This window comes from Gordonia sputi NBRC 100414, from assembly GCF_000248055.1.
Classification (GTDB): Bacteria; Actinomycetota; Actinomycetes; order Mycobacteriales; family Mycobacteriaceae; genus Gordonia; species Gordonia sputi.
The window spans coordinates 17,515-34,096 of record NZ_BAFC01000101.1 but is presented as its reverse complement, the minus strand read 5'-3'; the positions used below and the strand labels follow the sequence as shown (position 1 = coordinate 34,096).

16 protein-coding genes are annotated in these 16,582 nt (G+C 64.4%); 7 read left to right on the top strand and 9 right to left on the bottom strand.

Translation table 11 applies throughout. The features are described from left to right. Positions 1-58 precede the first annotated feature (58 nt). A complete protein-coding gene (locus GOSPT_RS16320) occupies positions 59-649 on the top strand; it encodes a TetR/AcrR family transcriptional regulator (protein WP_039856320.1) in 591 nt (196 codons plus the stop codon). 110 nt (positions 650-759) lie between these two features. Continuing rightward, a complete protein-coding gene (locus tag GOSPT_RS16315; protein WP_231894545.1) occupies positions 760-2,391 on the top strand; it encodes an acyl-CoA synthetase in 1,632 nt (543 codons plus the stop codon). A 30-nt stretch (positions 2,392-2,421) separates the two neighbouring features. On the opposite strand, the gene GOSPT_RS16310 is transcribed toward GOSPT_RS16315, so the two are convergent. The 4 genes from GOSPT_RS16310 to GOSPT_RS16295 are packed head-to-tail and all read right to left on the bottom strand — an operon-like array spanning position 2,422 to position 5,963. Then, entirely contained in the window at positions 2,422-3,513 is a 1,092-nt protein-coding gene (locus GOSPT_RS16310) for an NAD(P)H-dependent flavin oxidoreductase (RefSeq protein ID WP_005207521.1), read from the bottom strand. Then, on the bottom strand, positions 3,510-4,274 hold the full coding sequence (locus GOSPT_RS16305) for a CoA-transferase subunit beta (RefSeq protein WP_005207520.1): 765 nt from the start codon (positions 4,272-4,274) through the stop codon (positions 3,510-3,512). The genes GOSPT_RS16310 and GOSPT_RS16305 overlap by 4 nt, the downstream gene beginning before the upstream one ends. Beyond that, positions 4,271-5,191, bottom strand: a complete 921-nt coding sequence (locus tag GOSPT_RS16300; protein ID WP_005207519.1) for a CoA transferase subunit A — start codon at positions 5,189-5,191, stop codon at positions 4,271-4,273. The genes GOSPT_RS16305 and GOSPT_RS16300 overlap by 4 nt, the downstream gene beginning before the upstream one ends. A 1-nt stretch (position 5,192) precedes the next feature. After that, on the bottom strand, positions 5,193-5,963 hold the full coding sequence (locus GOSPT_RS16295; protein WP_005207518.1) for an enoyl-CoA hydratase family protein: 771 nt from the start codon (positions 5,961-5,963) through the stop codon (positions 5,193-5,195). A 128-nt stretch (positions 5,964-6,091) separates the two neighbouring features. On the opposite strand from GOSPT_RS16295, the gene GOSPT_RS16290 reads away from it, so the two are divergent. From GOSPT_RS16290 to GOSPT_RS16280, 3 genes are read left to right on the top strand one after another with little or no spacing between them, the layout of a single operon-like run. Then, positions 6,092-6,901, top strand: a complete 810-nt coding sequence (locus tag GOSPT_RS16290) for an SDR family oxidoreductase (RefSeq protein WP_005207517.1) — start codon at positions 6,092-6,094, stop codon at positions 6,899-6,901. 50 nt (positions 6,902-6,951) lie between these two features. Further along, complete coding sequence (locus GOSPT_RS16285; protein WP_005207516.1) at positions 6,952-7,860, top strand: SDR family oxidoreductase; 909 nt, start codon at positions 6,952-6,954, stop codon at positions 7,858-7,860. Further along, on the top strand, positions 7,857-8,249 hold the full coding sequence (locus GOSPT_RS16280) for a DUF8021 domain-containing protein (protein ID WP_005207515.1): 393 nt from the start codon (positions 7,857-7,859) through the stop codon (positions 8,247-8,249). The genes GOSPT_RS16285 and GOSPT_RS16280 overlap by 4 nt, the downstream gene beginning before the upstream one ends. A 43-nt stretch (positions 8,250-8,292) precedes the next feature. Here GOSPT_RS16280 and GOSPT_RS16275 read toward each other — a convergent pair whose 3' ends face one another. Next, positions 8,293-8,949, bottom strand: coding sequence for a GNAT family N-acetyltransferase (locus GOSPT_RS16275; RefSeq protein WP_005207514.1), 657 nt, complete (start codon positions 8,947-8,949; stop codon positions 8,293-8,295). 150 nt (positions 8,950-9,099) lie between these two features. Here GOSPT_RS16275 and fadD8 point away from each other — a divergent pair, with 150 nt between their 5' ends. Next, entirely contained in the window at positions 9,100-10,737 is a 1,638-nt protein-coding gene (gene fadD8, locus GOSPT_RS16270; RefSeq protein ID WP_005207513.1) for a fatty-acid--CoA ligase FadD8, read from the top strand. Positions 10,738-10,768: 31 nt separating this feature from the next. Here the strand turns inward: fadD8 and GOSPT_RS16265 are convergent, their stop codons facing one another. Genes GOSPT_RS16265 through GOSPT_RS16250 form a run of 4 tightly spaced genes read right to left on the bottom strand, consistent with a single transcriptional unit; the run spans position 10,769 to position 15,259 of the window. Continuing rightward, complete coding sequence (locus tag GOSPT_RS16265; protein ID WP_005207512.1) at positions 10,769-12,016, bottom strand: glycosyltransferase; 1,248 nt, start codon at positions 12,014-12,016, stop codon at positions 10,769-10,771. After that, a complete protein-coding gene (locus GOSPT_RS16260) occupies positions 12,007-13,407 on the bottom strand; it encodes a hypothetical protein (RefSeq protein WP_051993977.1) in 1,401 nt (466 codons plus the stop codon). The genes GOSPT_RS16265 and GOSPT_RS16260 overlap by 10 nt, the downstream gene beginning before the upstream one ends. Beyond that, the gene (locus tag GOSPT_RS16255) at positions 13,404-14,306 is read right to left on the bottom strand and encodes an ABC transporter permease (RefSeq protein ID WP_005207510.1); all 903 of its coding nucleotides are present in this window, start codon (positions 14,304-14,306) and stop codon (positions 13,404-13,406) included. Before GOSPT_RS16255 ends, GOSPT_RS16260 begins: the two co-directional genes overlap by 4 nt. Further along, the gene (locus tag GOSPT_RS16250; protein ID WP_005207509.1) at positions 14,303-15,259 is read right to left on the bottom strand and encodes a daunorubicin/doxorubicin resistance ABC transporter ATP-binding protein DrrA; all 957 of its coding nucleotides are present in this window, start codon (positions 15,257-15,259) and stop codon (positions 14,303-14,305) included. The genes GOSPT_RS16255 and GOSPT_RS16250 overlap by 4 nt, the downstream gene beginning before the upstream one ends. 283 nt (positions 15,260-15,542) lie before the next feature. Between GOSPT_RS16250 and GOSPT_RS16245 the strand changes: the two genes are divergently transcribed. Further along, on the top strand, positions 15,543-16,505 hold the full coding sequence (locus GOSPT_RS16245; RefSeq protein ID WP_005207508.1) for an alpha/beta hydrolase: 963 nt from the start codon (positions 15,543-15,545) through the stop codon (positions 16,503-16,505). Positions 16,506-16,582 lie beyond the last annotated feature (77 nt).

The window sequence follows — 16,582 nt, the reverse complement described above, 5'->3', positions numbered from 1 at the left end:
TCGACTCAGCCGATCGGTGGACCCACGTCGACGCCCAAGCAGTTGCTAGGGTTGGCGAGTGGCGACGCGCAACGGGTCAACGAGGCGAGACGAACTGCTGGCGACGGCAGGTCGGATGTTCGCTGAGCAGGGACTGCGGTCGACGACGGTGCGCGACATCGCCGATTCCGCCGGCATCCTGTCGGGAAGCCTCTACCACCATTTCGATTCCAAGGAGTCGATGGTCGACGAGATCCTGCGGAGCTTCCTCGATTCCCTCTTCGCGAGATACCAGGAGATCGCGGCCGCAGACCTCTCCGCGACGGAGACGCTGCGCGAGCTGGTCGTCGCCTCGTTCGAATCGATAGGCGCACAACGCCATGCGGTCGCCATCTACCAGGACGAGGCCAAACGCCTTGCGGGACAAGAGCGTTTCGCGTACATCAACGAACGCAACGTCGAATTCCGTGAACTGTGGCACTCGGTGCTCGCACGTGGCGTGGCCGACGGGGAGTTCCGTGCCGACCTCGACATCGAGTTGGCGTACCGCTTCCTGCGCGACACGGTCTGGGTCGCGGTCCGCTGGTACCGGCCGGGCGGCTCGCTGTCGGTCGACGACATCGCCAAGCAGTACCTGTCCATCGTGCTCGACGGGATACTGCCGCGCTGAATCCTTCTGGCTGGATCCTTCTGGGCGCCATTCAAGCTGCCGATTCGCGTCCACATACTTGGATGACCTAGTAATTTGGGTGTCGTTCGGTGGGGACGAAGGAGTACGCGGTGGGTACAGGCAACGGTGAGTCGACCTTGAAGAAATCGACCTTCACTGAATCAACGCAGGCGTCGGTCGCGACGGCACGCGGCAACACGATCAGCGACATGCTGCACCGCACGGCTGCACGCACGCCCGACAAGGTGGCGATCATCGACGGCGATGTGCGCCTCACCTACGCCGAGTTCGACGCCGCGGTCAACCGCTGCGCCAACGCGCTCACCGCGCGCGGACTCTCTCGCGGCGACCGGCTGGCGCTGATCAGTCACAACTCGTGGCAGTTCGCCGTGCTGAACTTCGCGTGCGCGCGGATCGGAGCGATCCTCGTACCGATCAACTTCGGACTCGGCGTCTCCGAGATCGCCTTCATCCTCGACCACAGCCAGGCGTCGGGCGTCGTCGTCGAAGATGCGCTCGGGCCGACGGTCATCGAGGCGATCGAGACCGCGGGTACGCCCATCGACATCCGCGGGTGGATTCCCCTGGCGGGGACGCAGGCACCGCGGGGATTCGAGCCGGTCGCCGAATGGATGACCACCGGTGACGCGTCTGCCCCCGGCGTCGTCGTCGACGACGACGAGCCGGTCCGCATGATGTACACCTCCGGCACCGAGTCGCGCCCCAAAGGCGTTCTGCTGTCGAGCAAATCACTGATGACGCAGTACGTCTCGTGCATCGTCGACGGTGGGATGGAGGGCTCCGACGTCGAGATCCACGCGCTCCCGATGTACCACTGTGCCCAGTTGGACTGCTTCTTCTCCGTCGATGTCTATCTCGGAGCGACCAGCATCATCCTGCACGCGCCGGACGCCGCAACGATGTTGGCGACCATCGAGGCCGAGCGTGTCACCAAACTGTTCTGCCCACCCACCGTATGGATTTCGCTGCTGCGCCACCCCGACTTCGATACGCGCGATCTCTCGTCGTTGCGCAAGGGCTACTACGGCGCCGCGGCGATGCCCGTCGAAGTCCTGCGAGAGCTGGCGCGTCGGCTTCCGGAGGTTCGACTCTGGAACTTTTACGGACAGACCGAGATGTCGCCGCTGGCAACCATTCTGCAGCCGCACGAGCAACTCGATCGCGCCGGATCGGCGGGGCGCGCGGCACTCAACGTCGAAACCCGCGTCGTCGACGACGAGGACAACCCGGTGCCTGTCGGCGAGGTCGGGGAGATCGTGCACCGCAGTCCGCATGCGGCACTGGGCTATTACGCCGACGAGGACAAGACCGCCGAGGCTTTCCGTAACGGCTGGTTCCACTCCGGCGACCTGGGCGTGATCGACAAGGACGGGTACCTGTCGGTCGTCGACCGTAAGAAGGACATGATCAAGACCGGTGGCGAGAACGTCGCGTCCCGCGAGGTCGAGGAGGCAATCTACCTCCACGACGGCGTCGCTGAGGTTGCCGTCTTCGGTGTGCCGCATCCCAAGTGGATCGAGGCCGTCACAGCCGTCGTTGTACCAAAGGATGGCGTTGTCCTGTCAGAAGAAGAAGTGACAGCGCATCTTTCGTCGATCCTCGCACCGTACAAGCGGCCCAAGTTCGTCGTGTTCGCCGAGGCGTTGCCGAAGAACCCGTCGGGCAAGATCCTCAAGAAGAACCTGCGCGTCGAGCACGCCGACATCGCGGGGTCGAGCTAGTTCACTTCAGCACGAACGGGTTGCCGAGTCTCACCCCAGCGCGCTCAGTGCTTTCAGCCGCTCGTGTGCCTGGTCCATGATCGATTGGATGAGGGCATCGCAGCTGGGTAGGTCATCGATCATCCCGACCACCTGGCCGGACGCGAGAACCCCTGCGCGCGTATCACCTTCGACAAGACCCGCGCGCAACAGCATCGGGGTGTTGCCCGCCATGATGACCTGCTGCCAGCTACGATCGCCCGACTTACGCATCGCACGCCCGTCGCGCAGCATCGTCGTCCACTTCATGCCGGTCAACTGCTTGAACTCGTTGGCATTTCGTCCAGCAGCGAACAGCGCGCGGATCGGGCTGCCGCTTTCGAGCGCCTCGACGAGTGGGGTGCGCAGTACCCGATGCGGCATACCGTCGACCTTCACCGAGACGACGGTGTCGTTCAATGTGCGTGTCAGATACTCCTGTTTCACCGCGGTGGGAACCGCGGAGTCGGCGGTGAGCAGGAATCTGGTGCCCATCGCGACACCTTCGGCTCCGTATGCCAGCGCCGCGGCGAGCCCTCGACCGTCGAAGAAGCCTCCCGCCGCGACCACTGGCATGTCGGAACCGTTGTCGCGCAACGCATCCAGCACTGAGGGAAGCAGTAGCGTCGTCGCGACCGGTCCGGTGTGGCCGCCGCCCTCGCCGCCCTGCACGATCACCGCATCCGCACCCCACGACGCGACCTTCACGGCGTGTTTGGCCGCTCCGATCGACGGGATCACCACGACGCCGTTGTCCTTGAGCTTCGCGATGAGGTCCTTCTTGGGTGCCAGCGCGAACGACGCGACGCGCACCCCCTCGCGGATCAGTAGGTCGATCCGTTCGGTGGCATCGGTGGCGTCGGCGCGGATGTTGATTCCGAAGGGCTTGTCGGTCAACGACTTCGTCTTCGAAATTGCCGCTTCCAACTCGGCAAAGGTCATCGTCGCCGACGCCAGGATGCCGAGACCGCCTGCATTGGAGGTCGCAGATGTCAGCGATGGGCCCGACACCCATCCCATCCCGGTCTGCACGATCGGGTATTCAACGCCGACCAACTCGGTGAACCGAGTCGGGAGCGCGGCCGCGCGCGCCGTCGACTTCATTTGACCTCCCGACCGCGAACACCCTTGGGGTCCAGGATGTCTCGGATGATGGCCAGCTCGTTCTCCGATGGCAACCGTGTCGGCGTAGCCTGCTCGAGTCCCGCGATCTCGAACGAGGTGTTCTCGACGACCTCGTCCGCCCCGACACCGGGGTGTAGCGACAGCGCCCGCATCGTGTGGCCGGGTCCGCCGAAGTCGAAGACACCGAGATTGGTGACGACGCGATGAATATCGAGGTCGTCGAATGCCGGATTGTCGGGATCGACCTTGTCGTAACCGATTCCGCTGACGACGTCGACCTCATCGCAGAACACGCGCGCGGAATGTCGGGGTACCCAGTAGCTGGTCGGATGGTTGATGGTGTTGCCCGGAGCGCCGCGCACGCCGAACATCTGGCGCGTGGGGTGCTGGAGCGGACCGAACGCCGACAGGTTCTGATTGCCGTGACGGTCGATCTGGTTGGCGCCCATGACCACGTGTCGCCGACCCGACGTCACCACGTCGAAGACCTTGGAGAACGGCATCCATCCTTCGATGGGCCCCGACTTCCCGATCGGCGGTGTGTCGGCGAGGATCAAGGCCTCACCGTCGGTGATGAGCAGGTCGGGCGAGAAGGTCAGGCGTGCAAGCCGTGCACCGAGCAGGGGCACCGGAGCCATGGGCGATGCCATGATCTCGCCGGAGTCACGGAAGATCTCGGCGCATGCGACGACGCACACCTCTGCGCGGGTCACAGCCGTTTCTGTTGCCGCAGTTGTCACTTCGACTCCTCTTGCTCGCCGCGCCAGGCGTCGACCTCGCGCTGGTAGGTCTCCTCGTCGACGTCGAGGAAGCGGCGACGGAACGTCGACCACTTCTCGGGATCCTTCGCGGAGTCGACGTAGAACCGCTGAAACGCCTCGTCGCGGCCGTACTCGCCCGCGAACGTGAAGTGGGCGCCATTGGGCGCGTGGACGACCTTGTCGACGTGCATCCGATTGAGGAGAAGCCGTTGCGTCGGAACGGACTTGGCCAGTACCTCGGTCGAGACCAGTTGATCGGTCTCGAGGTAGCGACGCTGCGCCGCGGCGCAGAACAGGTCGTCCATGTACGGGTCGACGCCGGTGTAGGCGGCGTTGCCGCGGGAGTCGGCGAGGTCGAGGTGGACGAATGCGGCGTCGAGTCGCAGTGCAGGCATGGCGATCAGGGTTTGGGTGCGGCCGTCGGGATCGGGATACGGCGACGTGACGGTCTTCAGTTCGCCCTCCCAGAAGTCCGGCACCGACGACCCGAGTCCGGCGCGTGTCGGCAGGAACGGCAGGCGAGCGGCAGCGGCCTGCAGCCCGCACTTGACCATGCCCTCGTCCATCTCACGGGATTCGATGGCGCCACTCGTGCGCGCCGCCGAGAACCACGGATCGTAGAAGGGTGCCGAGTCGAGCGAGACGAAGCCGTAGTACGCGCGACGGACTTTGCCTGCGGCGCACAGTAATCCGAGGTCGGCGCCGCCGTAGGTGACGACCGTCAGATCCTTGACGTCGGAGCGGGCGAGGGCCCGGACGAGTGCCATCGGCTTGCGACGCGAACCCCACCCACCGATTCCGATGGTCATGCCGTCGCGGAGTTCACCGATGACGTCGTCGAGGGTGCTGGTCTTGTCGGTCGGCGTCGCGGTCTGGGGCGTTGAGGTTTGGGTCATGTCAGCGGCTCCCCTGTGCGGTCTTCGGCTTTCCGGTCGCGACGAAGGCGTCGCGGTGCTCGTCGGCAACGCCTGCAAGATTGAGTTCGAAGGTGTAGCCCTGCTCGAGGCGATAACTGGCCTTCACGTCGACAGGGTCGATGTGGTTGATCGCCGATTTCGCCGCGCGGATGACCCTCGTGTCCTTCGCGGCGATCTGCTCGGCGACGTCGAGCGCCGTCGCGTCGAGCTCGTCGGCAGGCACCACCTTGTAGACAGACCCGAAGTGCAGGAGCTGTTCTGCGGTGACGTTGCTCGCCGTGTAGTACAGCGTGCGCATCATGTGCTGCGGGACGAGACGGGCGAGGTGCGTTGCGGCGCCGAGTGCGCCGCGGTCGACCTCCGGCAGCCCGAAGACGGCGCCCTCCGACGCGACGATCACGTCGGCGTTGCCGACAAGACCGATTCCGCCTCCGACGCAGAATCCGTTGACGGCGACGATGACCGGCACCTTGCAGTCGTAGACCGCGGAGAACGCGGCGGCACAGCCGTGATTGGCGCCGATCAGCGCGTCGAACCCCTCGGTTGCCTGCATCTCCTTGATGTCGACGCCCGCGTTGAATCCCCGACCTTGCGCCCGCAACACCACCGCGTGGGTGTCGAGATCGTCGCCCGCGGCGAGAATCGCGTCGGCCAACTCGAACCACGCGGCCGACGGTAACGCGTTGACCGGCGGATAGTCGACGGTGATGGTGGTGACACCACTCGCCGAGCGCGTACTGGTGATCGGCACGCCATGCCCTCCTCCCGGGACGCATCCCGTGTTGTGAACCCCGTTATCGAGGCAGTGAACCCGGATAACCACTGACTCTGGAAAACATCAACCAAGCAAATGCTTGGTTGTTTGGTAGGGTAGCACCCATGGGTCCGCGGTCACAGGTCACACGTCTCGACCCGCCACGGGAGACGAATCTCGGTGTGGAGAAGAAGGTCGTCCTCGTCACCGGTGGTGCGCGCGGCGTCGGCCTGGGTATCGCCAAGGTGTTGGCCGATCTCGGTGCGGTCCCGGTGATCTGCGCGCGCAACCCGACCGACGACGCGTTGGCGCTCGGTGAGTTCATCGCGTGCGACGTGCGCGACGAGGCTTCGGTGACCACGATGGTCGCGCAGATCGTCGAGACCTACGGGTCGCTCGACGGCGTCGTCAACAATGCGGGTGGATCGCCGTTTGCGCTCGCCGCCGACGCGTCGTCGTCGTTTGCGGGCAAGATCGTCGAACTGAACCTGCTCGCACCACTACTGGTCGCACGCGCCGCGAATGCGGTGATGCAGCAACAGGAATCGGGCGGAGCGATCGTCAACGTGTCGAGTGTCAGTGGCCACCGGCCGTCGCCGGGTACATCCGCGTACGGCGCGGCAAAAGCCGGTCTCGACAACGCGGCGACGTCGCTGGCCGTCGAGTGGGCGCCTCGTGTGCGGATCAACTCCGTGATCGCCGGTCCGGTGGAAACCGAACTGGCACAGATGCATTACGGTGACGCTGACGGCGTCGCAGCGGTGGGGCGCACCATTCCGATGGGGCGGATGGCGACGCCGGAGGATGTCGGCAATGCCGTCGCCTTCCTGCTCTCACCGCTCGCCGGCTACATCACCGGCTCGATGCTCACCGTCCACGGTGGTGGCGAGAAGCCGGCATTTCTCGACGCCGCCAACGCGGGTAACGCCTTGTGAGTCAGTAAGAGTCAGAGTTCGAAAAGGGGACGAATCCACATGAGGGGATTGTGTTGAGCGACAACGGACATGGGTCGAACGCGGGTCGCGTGGCGATCGTGACGGGCGCGGGTCAGGGGATCGGACGTGCCCACGCGCTGGCGTTCGCGGCCGACGGCGCGGCTGTCGTGGTGAACGACTACGCCGAGGATGCCGCCGCAGCGGTCGTCGAGGAGATCACCGCGAGTGGAGGTCAGGCGGTTGCCTCGGTCGGCGACGTCGCCGACTGGGACTCCGGTGCCGCGATGGTGGCGACCGCGCTCGACGAGTTCGGTGGCCTCGACATCCTGGTCAACAACGCGGGTTTCGTGCGCGACAGGATGCTCGTCGCGATGTCGGAGGACGAGTGGGACGCCGTCGTCCGGGTCCACCTCAAGGGACACTTCGTCGGACTGCGCCACGCCGCCGCGTACTGGCGGGCGGAATCCAAAGCGGGCTCGACTCGGCAGGCTCGCGTGATCAACACGTCGTCGGGCGCGGGGTTGTTCGGATCGGTTGGCCAGGGCAACTATTCGGCAGCGAAGGCAGGCATAGCGGAACTCACCGTCCAGGCCGCGGCCGAGCTGGGTGCCTACGGTGTGACGGTCAACGCGATCGCACCGTCGGCGCGCACGCAGATGACGTTGGGGGCCGGCGAGGCGATGGCCGCGCAGATGGCCGCACCCGACGACGGCTCGTTCGACGCGATGGACCCGGCGAACATCTCCGCGCTGGTCGTGTGGCTCGGATCGGTCGAATCGTCGAACGTCACCGGAAGGGTCTTCGAGATCGAGGGCGGCAAGATCACCGTCGTCGACGGCTGGCAGCGCGCGGCGTCGATCGACAAGGGCGCCCGCTGGGAGCCTGCCGAACTCACGACCGTCGTCGACGATCTGCTGGCCAAGACGCCGGCCCCGGTGCCCGTGTACGGGGCACGATGACCGACGGTGCTCCTGTCGACGAGGGCGATTCCGTTGGCGGACAACGGATTGCCGCCGCGCGGGCGTACGTTGACGCGCTGGTGAGCCACGATCCGTCCGGTGTTCGTCTTCACCCGGATTGCACGCGTGTGGAAATGGGGATCAAGACCGGGCGAAGCGGCGACCATATCGCCCGCAGCCTGGCACGCGGCCCGCAATTCCGTCTGATTCATCGGGTCAGCGGGTTCGAGGCGGCGGTCGCGGGCCACACGGTGTCGACGAAGTATCGAGTCCACGTGGCCCCCAAGGCATTAGGGCTGTGGGCGCCGGTGAGCGAATCGTTCCTGATCGACGACGAGCTCCGGATTCGCACCATCGTCGCGCGTTTCGGACTTCCGCGTCGACGCTGAGTACGCCACTCAGCGTCGACGCGGTGGTGCCGGAAGAGGCTTGTCAGACGCCCGGCGCGCGCACCACCATCGGGACTCCGGGGAAGTAGCCCGCCATCTCCGAGCGTGCCTTGCGCATCGCGGCGGTGGCGTATCCCTGCTTGCGGAAGTCGGGGTGGACCCAGACGCGGACGTCGACCTCGCCGTCGGTGAGTTCGCCGAAGACAAACCCCACCTTGTCGTCGCCGTCGGTCACGACCAGCCACGCCGCCTCTTCCTCGTCGACCCGTCCTGCGGCCTGTGCGATCTCCTGGTCGATCTCGCGGGCCGGCTGGCCCGAGCCGTCTCCGGCGACCCCCAGCTCGCGGGTCCGCTCGGCGAACAGTTCGGCGTCGTCGCTGGGGGAGAAGGCACGCAGCACGACGGTGTCTCCGCTGCTCGCGGGACGCTCGGCGAGTGTGAAGGTCAGTTGGTGGTTCAGGTCGTCGAGTTCGCTCTGATTTCGTCGGCGTTCGTCCTTGGTTAACTGGTCGAGCTTCATGTCGAGGATTGCCGATGCGCCGAGCTGTGATTTGCCGAGGAGTTCTGCGATCGCGGAGACGGCTTGGGTGTGATCGTCGGCGTCGACGATGGCGTCGAGCACCTCATGTCGTCGGTCGAGAGCGGTGAGGAGAGCGTCGGCGATGTCGCGACGTTCGGTTGCCAGATCCACATCAGTCATGCTGTCGATCCTAGTGAGCTACTGGCCGGTACGACATGGAACAGGTTCTAGTTCTCCATCGCGGCCGCGAAATCTTGATTGTCGCACCTAGAGGCAGCAATCGGCTGGTTGACCTTTCATGAATCTAGAACACGTCCTACTCTGAGACGCATGGCATCTGAGATCTCTGAGTCCGAAATCGACCACTTGCGCGGATCGACCCATATGGGCGACCTCCTTGTCGCGGCACTGGCCAAGAACGCGTCGGGCAACGTGCTCGAACTCGGCGACACCACGCTCACGGGCGCGCAGATGGCCGACGAGATCAGCCGCTACGTCCAAGCTTTTGAGGGGCTTGGTTCGGGCACGGGATCGTCGGTGGGTCTGCTCGCGCTCAATCGCCCCGAGGTGCTGTTCGTCATCGGTGCTGGCCAGACGCAGGGTTGGCGACGCACCGCACTGCATCCGTTGGGCTCGCTCGACGATCACGCGTACGTGTTGTCCGACGCCGGAGTGACGACGCTCGTCATCGATCCGGTGCCGATGTTCGTCGAGCGCGCAGTCGCACTCATGGAACGAGTCGACGGACTCAAGCAGATCTTCACGCTCGGTCCCGTGCCCGAGGCGTTGTCCGACGTCGGTCGCGACGTCGTCGCGGAGGCTGCGGGTTACGACGCGACGCCGCTGACCGCGGCCGAACTCTCGCCGGATCACATCATGTCGATCACCTATACCGGCGGCACCACCGGCAAACCCAAGGGTGTCATCGGCACCGTTCGCGCGATGACGACTATGACCCAGATCCAGTTGTCGGAGTGGGAATGGCCGACGCGGCCGCGCTTTTTGATGTGTACGCCACTGTCGCACGCGGGCGCGGCGTTCTTCCTCCCCACGCTGATGAAGGGCGGGTCGATGGTGGTGCTGAGCAAGTTCGATCCCGCGGAGGTGTTGCGCACCATCGAGGAGGAGAAGATCAGCGCCACCATGCTCGTGCCGTCGATGCTCTACGCCCTGATGGACCATCCGGACTCGCGCACCCGTGATCTCTCGTCACTGGAAACCGTGTATTACGGTGCCTCGCCGATCAATCCGGTGCGGCTGGCCGAGGCCATCGAGCGATTCGGACCGATCTTCGCGCAGTATTACGGGCAGTCGGAGGCGCCGATGGTCATCAGCTACCTCGCCAAGGACGAGCACCCCAGGCCGGGCGAAGACACGCGCAGGCTATCGAGTTGTGGGCGGCCGTCGTCGTTTCTGCGTACCGCGCTCCTCGGACCCGACGACAAGCCGGTGGCGCAGGGCGAGCCGGGCGAAATCTGTGTTGCCGGACCGCTTCTCGCCGCGGGCTACTGGGGATTGCCGGAGCAGACCGCGGAGACGTTCCGCGACGGATGGCTGCGTACGGGTGACGTCGCGCGTGAGGACGCCGACGGATACTGGTACATCGTCGATCGCACGAAGGACATGATCGTCACCGGTGGCTTCAACGTGTTTCCGCGAGAGGTGGAAGACGTTGTCGCAGAGCATCCGTCGGTCGGTCAGGTCGGTGTGATCGGTGTGCCCCACGAGAAGTGGGGTGAGGCGGTGACCGCCGTCGTCGTGTTGCGTGGCGATGTCGAGGCCGATGACGATGACCGGCAGCGAATCACAGCGGAGATCCAGGACGCGGTGAAGCAGCGCAAGGGGGCGGTGCAGTCGCCGAAGGACGTGATCTTCGTGGAGTCGCTGCCGCTGACCGGACTCGGCAAGCCCGACAAGAAGGCCCTGCGCGCTCAGTTCTGGGCGTCGTCGGATCGCGGTGTCGGGTAGGAGGTTTGGGTGGATCAGGGGGCACGGGCCATCAGGTCGGGCCCGCGGCCGCCTCCAGGATCTCGTCGCATGCGGCGTCGACAGCCTCTCCCGGATCTACGATGTGGCCCGCCAACGCCTTGGCCGCGTGATACGGCTCGTCGGCGGTAAGTAGTTCGAGGTCGGTGTCCGACAGTCGTGACAGCGGAGCGCCGGTCCCGGCTCCGTGGTCGCGAAGTGCGGCGGCCCAGAGTGGTTGGTCGGCGCTGAGCCAACCGACAACCGATGGGATTCCGGCTCGGAGAGCGGCGGCGGTGGTACCGGCTCCGCCGTGATGGACGGCTGCTCGGCACTCAGGAAAGAGGATCTCGTGGTCGACGGACTCGGTGAGGTGCAGAAGGCCATCGCGCTCTGGCAGGGCATGTCGTGTCTGGGCGACCACACGAAGGCGTAGCGACAAGATTGCCTCGACGATCGAAGAGACCCGCTCGGGTGGGATCTGCATACTCCCGAAGCCGACATAGACGGGGGCAGGTCCCGATCGAATCCACTCGAGAATGCGGGTGATCTGACTATTGTCGTTGTGTCCGTTGAGTTTTGCTCGGGTCAGGCTATCCGGCAGGAGGAAGCCCGTGAACGGGCGCTGTTCTCCCCACTCGCGCTCGAGGAGCGGGAACAACTCGGCGTCGTACGCCTGGATCTCCGGTGTTCCCCGCCGCCGGAGCCTCGCGCCGATGGTTCCCGAGGCCGACGGGAGACCCAGACGACGGCGCAGTGCGCGGTCGTTCGGGCGCTGCGTGAGTGAGACGAGGTAGTCGGCCGCGCGCCACGCGGCTGCGCTGATCGCCGCGGGCAGCGGGCGATACAGCGGCGACAGTTGATGGTTGGGACGTATCGGGCAGTAGTGCAGCGGCACGAAAGAGATGTCTCGGCTCTCGGCGACCGTCGCAGCCCGTTCTTGCGCCATTGGTCCGCTGACGAGTATGTCTGCCACATCGGCGAGTTCACCCATGACCCTCTCCGACATGGCCGATCCGTATGATCCGACTTCGCGGAGTGCGGTCAACCGCTTATACGGGTTCCACGACTTGAGGTCTCGCTTCACGAGCGAGCTCGCGAGCAATTCCGACGTTGACGGACACAGGCTTCGCGTCGGCAGTCCAGAACGTGATGCCCCGGCGACCAGGTCGTCGGGAACAGCCAATTCGACGCTGTGTCCGCGTCGGCGGAGTTCGGCTCCGAGCGCGACCGCTGGCTGGACGTCGCCTCGACTGCCGTGCATGACGAACGCTATTCGCATGATCCCCAATCCTTTTCAGAAATGTTCCAGGACGCGAACTCGGCGGCGACCAATGCGCGGAGAGAGCTTCGATCGTTGATCATGGCGGGGTTCAGCGAGCTCACCGCCAGCGTGAGCACCTCATCTCCACTGCACAGCCATCCGCTGATACCGCCGGCGTGTCCGGCCAATCCGGCGGTATCCGTGGTGACGGCGCGCATCGCGGTGACTCCGAGACCTCCGGTACCAAGTGACGCAAACAAAGGATCTACCCGCCCGACGTTAGAGGCGACGCATAAGGGAGTCGACATTCCACCAGCGAGTCGGCGCACGGCTCCATCGCCCAAAGCCTGTGCAACGGTGGACATCGCGGCGATGGGACCGGGCTGGGCGTCGAGCGTACGGTAGGCGGCCTTGCACGCGTCGCGAATCTCGCTGAGGTCGATGTAGCGGTTGACATCGAGACGAATGTGGGCGGTGACGCCCGTCGTGGCATTGGCGCGTCGATCATCATCGCGGTGCCGTGATACTGGAATCGACACCGGGACAATGTCTCCCGACGATGCAATGCCTGCTTTCTCCAGGAGCCCGATCATCACTCCGACGAACAGGGAGTTCGGCGTGCCATTGCGTTCGGCCGCAATCTTCGATGCGTGCTCGCGATCCACCGTCACGATCACCGAGGGAGGTAGACCTGGCTCGGTTCCGGTGGTCGCTCCCGTACTGGTCGGGCCTGCTGTGGTCGTCACAGTGGTCTGAGGAGGTACGCGTGCCGGTTGAGTGTGCGCAGAGCCTCGCGGTAACGCGGTCCGCAGTGACGCGACGACACTCGACGCTGCCGCGTGGGCCGCGCGTGCTGCGGTCTTGACTCCATCGGACAGGTCGGACGCGAGGTCCGGCATCTCGACATCGGTGTCATAGGTGTTGTCGGACAACGCCTCCGTGATCGCTGTGATCAGCGTCGCGCCATCGCCGATCGCGTGAGCCGCCGTGAACGAGACGTACGTACCAATGCCGTCGGAGTGAGCCGCGCTCAGTCGCCAGGAGGGGCCCGACACGCTGTCCAGCGCAAACCGTGCCTGAGTGTCGATCCACGCGGCGACGTCGTCGGCGCTCACCGTGTCTGTGAAGAACTCGACGGAGCCGGCGGTCGGCGTATACCGCCACGCGTCACGAATCGGTGGTGGGCGCCGCGCGACGAGTCTCGATGCGCGACCTGCGCAGAGTCGCTCGCCCAATCGGGCGAACGCTTCTGCGTCGAGGCGGGTGGGAAGCTGCCACACGCACTGATTCACGACGCCGAGCCCCAGGGCGTGTTCCATCCGTACGAAGAGATCGTCGTCGGTGGTCAGGCGCTCAACCGGCAGGGCCGAGTGCATCGACCCGTTCGTGCGTGCCGAAGTGATCGTCATGACCGAGTGAGATAGGCGCGCAACGTCAGTGGGACAAAGACGATCAGGATCGCAGTCGTGCCCACGAGCGTCCACCCGACATCGCTGGTGATCTGTCCCTCATTCGCCAGCCCACGAAACGCGGAGATGAGGTGCGAGACCGGATTGACGTCGGCGATCGCCTGCAGCCATCCGGGCATCGTCGTGGTTGGCACGAACGCATTGGACGTGAACGTCATCGGCATCAGTACCAGCATCGAGATCCCTTGTATTGCTGACACTTTGCGGAGCAGAACGCCCAGCAGCGCGAAGATCCAGCTCAGCGAGAACGCGGCGTAGACGACAAGTGTGACGCCCGCGATGACGCCGATCACGCTTTCGGGCCGGTAGCCCATGCAGATGCCGACGACGAGAGACATCACGCTCGCGATGACATATCGCACGGTGTCTGCTGTCAGCAACCCTGCGAGTGGTGCGATGCGTGCGATGGGCATCGAGATCAGTCGGTCGAACACTCCGCTGTCGATGTCTTCACGCAACTGGGTTCCGGTGACCACCGATGTGGTGACCGCCACGGAAACCAGAACACCGGGTACAAGCAGGACGAGGTAGTTGTCGACGCCACCCGCAACGGCTCCGCCGAAGATGTTCGCGAACATCACTGTGAAGACGATGGGCACGATGATCACGTCGAACAGTTGCTGCGGGGAGTGCTTCATCCGGAGAAGTCCGCGACGAGCCAATGCGAAGGTCTGACGCAGCCCCTGGCTGAAGGGAACTCTGTCGACAGGAGTGATCGGCCAGTCGATTCCGCTGGAGGCGCCAGTGTCCGTCGGCTCAGTGCCCGTCACCTCATTGCCCGTCGCCTCGGCTGCGGGGTCGGCTACGCCGGATCCCGTGTGATCCATGGTGCTGCTCATGCCCGAGTCGACTCCCCCGTTGTCATGGCGAAGAAGACGTCGTCCAGTGTTGGTCGCTGGAACGAGAATTCGGCGACCTCGATGCCGGCGGATTCCAACTGGGACACAGCGTGTGCTGCCCGCCCCGGCGCAGAGGTGATCACCGAGAGTGCGCCCTCGGCAGGAATCTGAACGACATCTGCCGACAGCGTCGCACCCACGATCGCTGCGGCTTCCCGCATTCTGGATCTGTCTTCGAGGTGAAGGTGCAGCGTTCGAGTGCCGATACGTTCCTTGAGTGACTTGGCCGTACCCTCCGCCACTACCCGCCCACCGTCGATCAGGACGATTGAGTCGGAGAGTTTATCGGCCTCGTCGAGGTACTGAGTGGTGAGTAGCACTGTCGTACCGTTGTCCACCAGATCGCGTACGACAGCCCACATCTGAGTGCGGGTGGTGGGATCGAGACCTGTCGTCGGTTCGTCGAGGAAGAGAAGCGGCGGAGCCGAGATCAGTGAGGTGGCGATGTCGAGTCGTCGTCGCATGCCGCCGGAGAAGCCTGACACGGGGCGCGATGCCGCGTAACCCAGTCCGAACTGTTCGATCAACTCGTGTGCACGAGAACGAGCCGCTCGTCGGTCGAATCCGCGCAAGGTCGCGAACAACTCGAGGTTTTGCTCTGCGGTCAGATCCTCGTCGAGTGAGGCGTACTGGCCTGTCAACGCGATCATCGAACGTACGGCGGTTGCCTGTCTCACGACGTCGCGACCGAAGATGCGGGCCGAGCCGGAGTCTGGCCGGATGAGTGTCGCGAGCATACGCACGGTCGTGGTCTTGCCCGCGCCGTTCGCGCCCAACAATCCGCACACCGATCCCGTCGGTATCGATAAGGAAATGTCTGAAACTGCATTCACAGTTCCGAATTTCTTACCGAGCGATTCGGCCTCGATTGCAATCGCCGGTAACATCACCATCGAGTGCCCTCCATCGTCGTCGGATCGTTTGGCAGGTCTTCAACAGGCTATTTGCTTGTCGGTAAAGTGTCGAGGCGAGTTCAATTCTGCGAGATTCCTGACAATCCGCATGGAGTGGCATATGTCTCTATCGTCTTAAACTGTCGACCAGCACACGCTAGTGTCACACCGTCCGCGTGCGAGGCCAATGCGCAGTCGCTACTCTTTGGCGACTCACTCTCGCGATCTGGAGGTAAACGTCATAGCTGGAAACCGCAGACCGCGCTTTGCGTGGCGATGTGCCGTGTCAGTTCTGGTCGCTGTGATTTCAACGGCGCTGTTGGGAGTCGGCGTTTCGCAGGCCGAGCCCGTGCGTCCGACGATACAGCGGACGGTCGACGAGGGGCAGGGCGTGACGGCGGTGTACGTCTACTCGCCCGCCATGCGTAAGACGATCAAGGTGCAGGTGATCACGCCTCGTCACCCCTCGGGAACCAGGCCTTCGCTCTACCTGCTGAGCGGTCTCGGTGAAGAGGATCCGGCCAACAGCATGTGGCTCCGCAAGACCGACGCCCGGAACTTCTATGCGGACAAGAACGTGAACGTTGTCATGCCGCTGGCAGGCAACGGAAGCTTCTACACCGATTGGCAGCGCGACGACCCGAAACTTGGCCGCTACCAGTGGGAAACCTTCCTGGTGAAGGAGCTGCCGCCCCTTATCGACGCCGCGTTCGACGGCAACGGGCGGCGGGGGATCGCGGGGATCTCGATGGGTGCGGGAGCGGGATTGGTGCTCGCCGCGAGGAACCCGGGTTTCTACAAGGCGGTGGGTGCCTACAGCGGTTGCTACAGCACCGCCGGCCTTGCTGGCGAGACGTATCCGCGGGCGATCGTCGCAGCTTTCGGAGGTGACGCAAATAACATGTGGGGACCCCCGGGTAGCCCGGGTTGGGCGGCCCACGACGTACTGTCGCTCGCACACAACCTTCGCGGCACCACGCTCTACATATCCACTGGAACAGGGCGGTCGGGCACATATGATCAGCCCGGATATCCGGACAATTCGGACCCTGTCGATCGGCAGGTCATTGGCGGAGCAATCGAAACGGGGGCCCTCTGGTGCACCCAACAATTGCAGTCCAGATTGACGGCGCAACATATTGGGGCGACAATTCGATACGTTGATCCTGGAACTCACGCATGGCCTTACTGGCGAGACCAACAGCGTGAGAGCTGGCCCACTTTGGAACGTGGAATGAACAGCTGAATTCCATTCTGTAAACAATCTCTGCAAACCTCCTCGATACCCGAGGTATTCACGTGTACCCGTGCGCAGGTGACTGA

Bases quoted from the DNA above. Each gene is read 5' to 3' on its own strand.
- GOSPT_RS16310 (WP_005207521.1), bottom strand. From the start codon at position 3,513: ATGAAGTCGACGGCGCGCGCGGCCGCGCTCCCGACTCGGTTCACCGAG.
- GOSPT_RS16300 (WP_005207519.1), bottom strand. From the start codon at position 5,191: ATGACCCAAACCTCAACGCCCCAGACCGCGACGCCGACCGACAAGACC.
- GOSPT_RS16290 (WP_005207517.1), top strand. From the start codon at position 6,092: ATGGGTCCGCGGTCACAGGTCACACGTCTCGACCCGCCACGGGAGACG.
- GOSPT_RS16280 (WP_005207515.1), top strand. From the start codon at position 7,857: ATGACCGACGGTGCTCCTGTCGACGAGGGCGATTCCGTTGGCGGACAA.
- GOSPT_RS16275 (WP_005207514.1), bottom strand. From the start codon at position 8,949: ATGACTGATGTGGATCTGGCAACCGAACGTCGCGACATCGCCGACGCT.
- fadD8 (WP_005207513.1), top strand. From the start codon at position 9,100: ATGGCATCTGAGATCTCTGAGTCCGAAATCGACCACTTGCGCGGATCG.
- GOSPT_RS16265 (WP_005207512.1), bottom strand. From the start codon at position 12,016: ATGCGAATAGCGTTCGTCATGCACGGCAGTCGAGGCGACGTCCAGCCA.
- GOSPT_RS16260 (WP_051993977.1), bottom strand. From the start codon at position 13,407: ATGACGATCACTTCGGCACGCACGAACGGGTCGATGCACTCGGCCCTG.
- GOSPT_RS16255 (WP_005207510.1), bottom strand. From the start codon at position 14,306: ATGAGCAGCACCATGGATCACACGGGATCCGGCGTAGCCGACCCCGCA.
- GOSPT_RS16250 (WP_005207509.1), bottom strand. From the start codon at position 15,259: ATGGTGATGTTACCGGCGATTGCAATCGAGGCCGAATCGCTCGGTAAG.